The 7,856-nt window shown below is 30.7% G+C and carries 9 protein-coding genes; 2 read left to right on the top strand and 7 right to left on the bottom strand.

Features of this window, described 5'->3' with window-relative positions:
* Positions 1-1,982 (top strand): glutamine--fructose-6-phosphate transaminase (isomerizing) (glmS, locus tag L8D11_RS02370; protein ID WP_236870076.1); only part of this gene is annotated, 1,982 nt, incomplete at its 5' end.
* 37 nt (positions 1,983-2,019) lie between these two features.
* Here glmS and L8D11_RS02365 read toward each other — a convergent pair.
* Genes L8D11_RS02365 through L8D11_RS02340 form a run of 6 tightly spaced genes read right to left on the bottom strand, consistent with a single transcriptional unit; the run spans position 2,020 to position 5,787 of the window.
* Positions 2,020-2,496 (bottom strand): ATP synthase subunit B family protein, encoded by a 477-nt coding sequence (locus L8D11_RS02365; RefSeq protein WP_236870075.1) that lies wholly within the window; start codon positions 2,494-2,496, stop codon positions 2,020-2,022.
* Positions 2,493-2,927, bottom strand: a complete 435-nt coding sequence (locus L8D11_RS02360) for an ATP synthase subunit B family protein (protein ID WP_236870074.1) — start codon at positions 2,925-2,927, stop codon at positions 2,493-2,495. The genes L8D11_RS02365 and L8D11_RS02360 overlap by 4 nt, the downstream gene beginning before the upstream one ends.
* 19 nt (positions 2,928-2,946) lie before the next feature.
* Entirely contained in the window at positions 2,947-3,174 is a 228-nt protein-coding gene (locus L8D11_RS02355; protein ID WP_236870073.1) for a F0F1 ATP synthase subunit C, read from the bottom strand.
* 25 nt (positions 3,175-3,199) lie between these two features.
* Entirely contained in the window at positions 3,200-3,922 is a 723-nt protein-coding gene (locus L8D11_RS02350) for a F0F1 ATP synthase subunit A (protein ID WP_236870072.1), read from the bottom strand.
* 53 nt (positions 3,923-3,975) lie between these two features.
* A complete protein-coding gene (gene tgt, locus L8D11_RS02345) occupies positions 3,976-5,070 on the bottom strand; it encodes a tRNA guanosine(34) transglycosylase Tgt (protein ID WP_236870071.1) in 1,095 nt (364 codons plus the stop codon).
* 15 nt (positions 5,071-5,085) lie between these two features.
* Positions 5,086-5,787 (bottom strand): alpha/beta hydrolase, encoded by a 702-nt coding sequence (locus L8D11_RS02340; RefSeq protein WP_236870070.1) that lies wholly within the window; start codon positions 5,785-5,787, stop codon positions 5,086-5,088.
* A 70-nt stretch (positions 5,788-5,857) separates the two neighbouring features.
* On the opposite strand from L8D11_RS02340, the gene L8D11_RS02335 reads away from it, so the two are divergent.
* Complete coding sequence (locus L8D11_RS02335; protein ID WP_236870069.1) at positions 5,858-6,952, top strand: cysteine desulfurase family protein; 1,095 nt, start codon at positions 5,858-5,860, stop codon at positions 6,950-6,952.
* Here the strand turns inward: L8D11_RS02335 and L8D11_RS02330 are convergent.
* The gene (locus tag L8D11_RS02330; protein WP_236870077.1) at positions 6,949-7,500 is read right to left on the bottom strand and encodes a cell cycle transcriptional regulator TrcR; all 552 of its coding nucleotides are present in this window, start codon (positions 7,498-7,500) and stop codon (positions 6,949-6,951) included. The two genes, L8D11_RS02335 and L8D11_RS02330, sit on opposite strands and share 4 nt — an antisense overlap.
* Positions 7,501-7,856 lie beyond the last annotated feature (356 nt).

The following is a 7,856-nucleotide window of genomic DNA, read 5'->3' as shown; positions in this document are numbered from 1 at the left end:
TCATTGGATATCTATGTCTGTTTGGTGTGCCCTTCATCTTTTTTGATATTTATTTTTTTAAATCCTACAATTTTATAATCTTTTATTCAATATCAGAATTTTATTCTATTTTTAACTTGACTGTGCCTGCAATTTCTGCTTTGTTAATGAACAATCAAATTAAATTTACAAACTTTATGTGTGGTATTTTTTGTTTAAACAGTAATAACAATGTAAAAAATGACATTATAAGAGGGTTACATTTTTTAGAATATAGAGGTTATGATTCAGCGGGATTAGCATTTATTGATGATAACAAGTTAAGTACCATTAAGGCTTTAGGTACCGTTTCAAATTTAGAAAAAAAAATTAAAAGTACGCTAGATGATGGTAAAATTGGTGTTGGTCACACTAGGTGGGCCACTCATGGCAAAGTGAGTTTGAGTAATTCACACCCTATTTCCAATCAAGAAATTGCGGTTGTACACAATGGAATAATTGAAAATTATAAGGAAATCAAAAATAAATTAATTAAATTAGGCTATGAATTTATAGGTGAGACAGATACTGAAGTAATATTAAATTTACTACAATACTATATTGATTCTAAATTTAATCACATTGAGGCTTTCAAAAAAACAATTGCTGACATAGAAGGCAATTACGCAATTTCTATAATATTTCTACACGAAAAAAATAATATATATTGTGCAAAAAATGGATCACCCTTGTCAATTGGACTAGGTGAAAATACAAACTATATTTCATCAGATGTTAATACTTTAGCATTTTTTGTGGAAAGCTCCATAACACTTGAAGATGGTGATACTGCCATTATAGCCAAAGATGATTACAAGATTTTTGATAAAAACGATAAAATTGTAAAAAGAAATATAAGAAAATTTACTAAGAAAGAAGAAAAAGATAATGAGCTTGGTAGCTTCCCAAATTATATGCTTAAGGAAATAAATGAGCAGCCTAAAGTTTTAAAAAAAGTTATACGAGATATTATATCTGAAAAAGAAAATAAAAATTTATTAGATATAAATTGGTCAGAGGTAAGTAAGGTATCAATAGTTGCATGTGGCAGTTCATATAATGCAGGACTGGTGGCCAAATATTGGTTTGAATCCTATGCAGAAATACCAGTAGAAATTGATTTTGCCTCAGAATTTAGATCAAGAAACATCATATATGACAAAAATGCTGTATATATTTTTATTTCACAATCTGGAGAAACCCTTGATACTTTGGTTGCATTAAAAGAAGCACAAAAACATGATATTATTACTATAGGGCTTGTAAACAACTTAAATAGCCCAATTGCAAATTTAGTTAATCATATTATTACAATTGAAGCTGGAACAGAGGTATCTGTTGCATCAACAAAAAGTTTTGTCGCTCAGCTAATGAAATTACTTCATCTTATATTAACTATAACAAAACAAAAAAAATTAATATCAGAGGGAAATTTTCATGAATTATTGGGCAAAATTAATGCTAAAATCAGCTCTTTGGATGCCTTACTTGAAGTGAATAAAAAAATTGAGGAAATTTCTCAACTTATCTGTAAAGCTAAAAATATAATTTTCATAGGTAGAAATTATATGTATCCAATTTGTTTGGAGGGAGCCTTAAAACTAAGGGAGTTATCATATTTACCTGTTTTTGCATGTGCTGCTGGAGAACTTAAGCATGGTTCAATAGCATTAATTGATGACAATTCTTTAGTTATTGCACTAGCGCCAGAAAATGATACCCATCAGAAAATGATTTCAAATATCGAAGAAGTAAAGGCAAGAGGTGCTAAAGTTGTTTTACTAACAGATTCAAGCGGTGATTTTGAAGTTGATTATTTACTAAATATCCCCAAAGGTTGTGAAATTTTAGCGCCATTGTTTTACACGATACCTTTGCAATTATTTGCCTATCAAGTGGCTTTGAATCTGGGCAAAAACGTAGATAGACCCAGAAATCTTGCAAAATCTGTAACTGTTGAGTAGAAATTCTAATCTCGTTATTTTAAAATTGCGTTACTTACTATTTACCAGTTTTAATCTGATTTAACTGATCTAATGACTTTTTCAAAAATTCAGAATTTTTTGTGTGCTTAGTGCTAAGTTCTGAAACTATATTATTTATATTTTTTAGAAGAAATTTTGATGTTATTACCTGTATCATTACTTCTTCATCCGTCTTTCTCTGCATCTGTGCAATAATAAATTGCCTTTTTATCTCTTCCTCAATTTTTTTATCATTCTCCAATTTTATTGAATTTAGCAAATGTTCATTTTGAGCTAATTTTTCTTTATTAAGCTTATCTTGAAATTCTAAATCTTTTTCCAACTTTTGTAGATATTGCACTGCATCATCATGAGCTTTTTCCGCTCGATTTAATAGCTCTTTAGTATTAGTTATATGTGAATCAATAATATTGTTCAAAACTCTCTTTACTGGCTTATATATAAATAACAAAATTAGTATAAATGATACTGTTAACCAAAAAATTTCATTCATTTTTTAAATAAATACAAATTTATTTTCTCCTCAATTTCGCTTGAATATTGTTTTAAATCATGCGCTAACTCACCCTTCATATTATTTAAAAAAAGCTTATGGGCAAGGTTTCTATTTTCGATCTCCTTCTTTAAAATACTTAAACGTTCCCTTCTGATATCGTAAATTTTCGCTCTTATACGCTCTTCTTGTTGTTGCAAGTACGATGACAATTCTCTTTTGGATTTTTCTAATTGTTCTTCTATAGTAGCCGCCTCAAGTAATATCTTATTAGATTTATCAATATAATTTTGAATTACCTCATTTCTACTCATTATAATTTTATTATATTTAGCGTAAAAATTCCAACTTGCTGTAAAATAGACTAAAAGAAAAACAATAATGCACCAAAAAGATTGATTAAAGAAATAGGTTAAATCTAAATGAGGCATACCTTAAACAATAAATTATTTAGGCAAAAAACAGCAACAGCAGCGCAATTAAAAAGGCAAACAAACCCATCGCTTCAGCAAGGCCAGCTCCAATAAAAGCACCTTTCATCAATTTATCTTCAGCTGAAGGATTTCTTGCTATGCCACTAAGGAGTGCGGCAAAAATATTCCCTATCCCCATAGCCGCACCAAACATCGCAATAGAAGTTAACCCAACTCCAATGTATTTTAAAGCTTCTAATTCCATCTTTTTCTCCGTATAAATGTTATTTTTAGTGTAAATTTAAAGCATCACTTAGGTATGCACAGGTCAAAACTGAAAAAATGTACGCCTGTAGAATTGAAATAAATATCTCAAACCCCGTTAAAATTGTCAACAAAATTAACGGCATAATTCCAAACAAACCGGAAAGTATCACAAAAGTTGCAAGCACTTTTAACACAACATGCCCCGCAGTCATATTTGCAGCAAGCCTAATAGAAAGACTTATAGGACGCGCAAGATAAGCAAATAATTCGATAAAAATTATCAGTGGAGCTAAGAACATTGGCGTTCCCTTTGGTAATAATATTGAAAAATAGCCTATTCCATTTTTAACAAACCCTATGGCAGTAATTGTTATGAAAACAAAAATTGCCAGCGTGAAAGTTACAGAAATATGGCTTGTTGTTGTAAATACAGAGGGAATCATACCTACACTATTGCTGATTAGGATGAACATAAATAACGAAAAAATTAATGTAAAGAACTTTTGTGAATTCTTACCAGCTGTAGAAATTAGCATTCCATTGATTAATTGAAAAATTACCTCACCACAAGCTTGTATTTTACCAGGAACTAATGAAACTTTATGACACGCTATTCTAGTCAATAGCAATATAATTAAATATGTAACTAAAAACGTTATAGTAGAGTTTGTAATCTGTATATTGTGACTAAAAACATCGAAACTAACTACGGGCTTTACTAAAAATTGTTCTAAAGGATTAAGCATCTAAATTATAATTATAATAACTTCTATTTTAATAACATCAAATTCATTAAAACTCAAATCAGGTCTTCATCTTTGTAATCATAGAGCGTACCATTTTTTATATGATTTCTCAATTTTTTCATTAAATCTTGATAATATGTAATGTTATGCCATGTCATAAGTACTGCACCTAGTATTTCTTTACTCCTTATTAAGTGATTCAAATAAGCTCTACTGTAATTTACACATGTATAACAATTGCATTTTGAATCTAGTGGAGAATTATCTAAAATGTATTGACTATTTTTTATATTGATTGTTCCGCCGTTTATAAAAGCTTGCCCATTTCTCCCTGATCTAGTGGGCAAAACACAGTCAAACATATCAACTCCCTTTTTTACTGAAGCTACTATGTCTATTGGCTTACCCACACCCATTAAGTATCTGGGTTTATCTGCAGTTATATTAGGAATTGTAAATTCCAAAACCTTTATCATTTCATCATGACCCTCACCAACTGCAAGTCCACCAATCGCATATCCATCAAAACCGATGTCTTGTAATTTTTGCGCACTTTCCTTTCTCAAATCCTCAAAAATGCTACCTTGAATTATTCCAAATATCCCATATCCATCTCTATTAATAAATGAGTCTTTAGATTCCTTTGCCCATTTTAAGGATAAGTGCATTGATTTCTTAGCATACTCATAATCTACAGGATAAGGAGTACATTCATCAAAGATCATAGTTATGTTACTACCTAGCTTATATTGGATATCAATAGATTTTCTAGGAGTCAAAAAATACTTTTTGCCATCTATATGGGAATTAAATTCCACTCCCTCTTGAGAAATTTTTCTAAGCTTTGCCAGTGACATAACCTGAAATCCACCAGAATCAGTTAATATTGGTTTGTCCCAATTCATAAATTTATGCAGACCACCTAATTTTAATATTACATCTTCTCCTGGACGCAACATTAAGTGATATGTGTTTCCTAGTATTATTTCTGCCCCTGTCTTAATTAATGATTCTGGAAGCATTGCTTTTACTGTTGCTGAAGTTCCAACTGGCATAAAAGCAGGTGTTGTAATTTGACCATTTGCAGTTGAAACAACTCCATTTCTTGAATTATTACAAATATCAACTATCTTAAAGCTTAAAGACATTTAAGTTTAGGTTATTTATTGAGCTTCCATAACCTTTCTCTTTCTATCTCTTCTAACTTTTTTAGGTTGAGTAGGTCTATTAACTCTAGGTTTGATAAATTTATCAATCCCACTTATTAAACCGTCCATATGATTTGTAAAAAAGTGATCAGCTCCATCAACAGTTACATATTCAATTTCAGCATTTCTTTGTTTAGATAATTTTTTGTATAGTGCATACGTATCTTCTTCTTTAGCTATCTCATCTTCTGTGCCTTGAATAATCAACCCTGGTGCTGGACAAGGAGATAAAAAACCAAAATCACATGATGATGCCGGAGGAGCTATAGCAACAAACCCATCTATTTCTGGTCTTCTCATAAGTAACTGCATAGCAATCCATGCTCCAAAAGAAAAGCCAGCAATCCAATAGCTTGAAGCTTCAGGATTTTTTGACTGTAACCAATCCATAGCAGTTGCAGCGTCTATTAATTCTCCATTACCATGATCAAAGCTCCCCATTGATTTTCCTACTCCTCTAAAGTTAAATCTTAAAACAGAAAAATTATTTTTTACAAAAGTATGAAATGTGTGATATACAACTTTATTATTCATTGTTCCACCATGCAATGGGTGAGGATGCAGTATAAGTGCTGCTGGAGCAAATTTTTCTTCTCCTTGATAATATTTACCTTCTATTCTACCAGCTTCGCTATTGAAAATTATTTCTTTTATCATTTTATAAAAAATACTATTAATTGTTTTATAATTAAGTTAAATACTATGAAAAATCAAAATAAAATTATAAATGAAACGGATTTATTTTGATCACAATGCGACCACACCCATTAACAATAAGGTTAAGAGAGCCATGGCAAGCATATGTAGCCTCGCTCTTAATTCTTCATCATTACATTATTATGGACGCAATTCCAGAAGAATTCTAGAAAATGCAAGATATCTCATAAAAAATAATCTGGGCGTGAAGGATACTCATGAACTAATTTTTACAAGTGGATGCACTGAAGCAAATAATTTAGCTCTTAGTAACTTCCCTGAGATCAAAAAAATTTGTAGTTGCATTGAACATCCAGCTGTAATTAATGTAATTGGAGAAGGAATTATTCCTGTTGATAATAATGGTATAGTCAACGTTGATTACATTGAAAATTACCTAGCAGAAAATAATACTAAAAAATTATTAATATCTGTGATGTATGCAAATAATGAGATTGGCACCATCCAACCTATTGCACAAATTGCTAAACTTGCAAAAAAATACGATTTCATTTTTCATTGCGATATAACTCAAGCAATTGGCAGGATAAGTATTGATCTAGTTGATATTGATTTAATTACATTTAGCTCTCATAAATTTGGCGGACCAATTGGCTCAGGTGCACTAGTTTATAATAAAAATCTCAGCCTAAAACCCATGATTTTTGGTGGTGGACAAGAATTTAGATTAAGATCCGGAACACAAAATATAACAGCTATACACGGTATGGCCACTGCATTTAAATCAATTAATGAGATAAAAGAAAATTTTACCAAAACAAAACGATTACAAAAACATTTAGAACAGTCTATAAAAACCATAACAAACGATGTAGTAATATTTGGAGAAAAAACGCACAGACTGCCTAATACATCCTCAATTTCTATGCCTGGTGTTAGCGCAGAAACACAATTAATATTTTTTGATTTAAATGGTATTTCATTAAGTGCTGGCTCTGCATGCTCATCAGGAAAAATTGAAATACCAAGAATCCAGTTATCAATGGGTTATTCTCAAGAAATTGCTAATAATTCGATTAGGATAAGTTTAGGACCCAACAACACCATAGAAGATTTAAATACATTTATAGATTTGTGGAAGAAGCTTTATCTTCAAAATAATTAGTTATCTTTTTTAGCCTCTAACTTTTCTTTCGCCAACTCACTTATATAATTAAGATCAGCCTGAGTACATAGACCCAATAGCACAGGATCCTTAGCACGAAGATTGCTATAATTCCAATGAGTTTTGTTGCGAATTAAGTTAATAGTGTTTTTTGTTGTACCTATTAATTTTGATATTTGTGAATCTGCTATTTCTGGACAATTTTTTAATATCCAAGCTATTGCATTAGGTTTATCTTGCCTTCTTGCCACTGGTATATATTTACTTTTTTTATTATTAAGTTCTTGCTCCTTCATCAATTTTACAGCTGAAGCAGAGAGTTTTAGCCTAGCACTTGAATCCTCTTCACATCTACTTATCTCATCCGATGTTATCTGCCCATGAGTTATTGGGTTTACACCCTTAATTCCTTTTGCAACCTCACCATCTGCAATGCCATGCACTTCCAATACATGCAAACCACAAAAATCTGCTATTTGATCAAATGTAAGGCCTGTGTTTTCCAACAACCACACAGCTGTTGCCTTAGGCATTAAAGGATAGTTCATGTCAGTTTTTACAAAAAATTTTAATTTACTAATAGCAGAATAGCTAATTTTCTTCAAGTTTTCATTTAAGAACATTATTAAAAATAACCAAAAGTATTATCATATAAAATTAACTCACAATCATTTTGGTATATTCTTACCATATCACTATCTTTTATTTGTATTTTCAGTACTTTTTATAACCTTCTAGATCAACAACTACACATACTTCACACTTCAAACATCAATTTTTGGCATTGCTAAACAAATATAGCATACAATTGAGAAAGCTGATATGATATGCACAATAACACAAATAAGGTTAGTATATGTCAGAAATAATATGTTGCAAATGCAGAGAAAGTAATTATTACAGA

Source organism: Candidatus Bandiella numerosa, from assembly GCF_021811875.1.
GTDB classification, from domain to species: Bacteria; Pseudomonadota; Alphaproteobacteria; order Rickettsiales; family Midichloriaceae; genus Aquirickettsia; species Aquirickettsia numerosa_A.
Note: the sequence above shows the minus strand (reverse complement) of the source record. Positions and strands in the feature narration are given on the sequence as shown.

Bases quoted from the DNA above. Each gene is read 5' to 3' on its own strand.
- tgt (WP_236870071.1), bottom strand. From the start codon at position 5,070: ATGTCTTTAAGCTTTAAGATAGTTGATATTTGTAATAATTCAAGAAAT.
- L8D11_RS02365 (WP_236870075.1), bottom strand. From the start codon at position 2,496: ATGAATGAAATTTTTTGGTTAACAGTATCATTTATACTAATTTTGTTA.
- L8D11_RS02355 (WP_236870073.1), bottom strand. From the start codon at position 3,174: ATGGAATTAGAAGCTTTAAAATACATTGGAGTTGGGTTAACTTCTATT.
- L8D11_RS02360 (WP_236870074.1), bottom strand. From the start codon at position 2,927: ATGCCTCATTTAGATTTAACCTATTTCTTTAATCAATCTTTTTGGTGC.
- L8D11_RS02350 (WP_236870072.1), bottom strand. From the start codon at position 3,922: ATGCTTAATCCTTTAGAACAATTTTTAGTAAAGCCCGTAGTTAGTTTC.
- L8D11_RS02330 (WP_236870077.1), bottom strand. From the start codon at position 7,500: ATGAACTATCCTTTAATGCCTAAGGCAACAGCTGTGTGGTTGTTGGAA.
- L8D11_RS02335 (WP_236870069.1), top strand. From the start codon at position 5,858: ATGAAACGGATTTATTTTGATCACAATGCGACCACACCCATTAACAAT.
- L8D11_RS02340 (WP_236870070.1), bottom strand. From the start codon at position 5,787: ATGATAAAAGAAATAATTTTCAATAGCGAAGCTGGTAGAATAGAAGGT.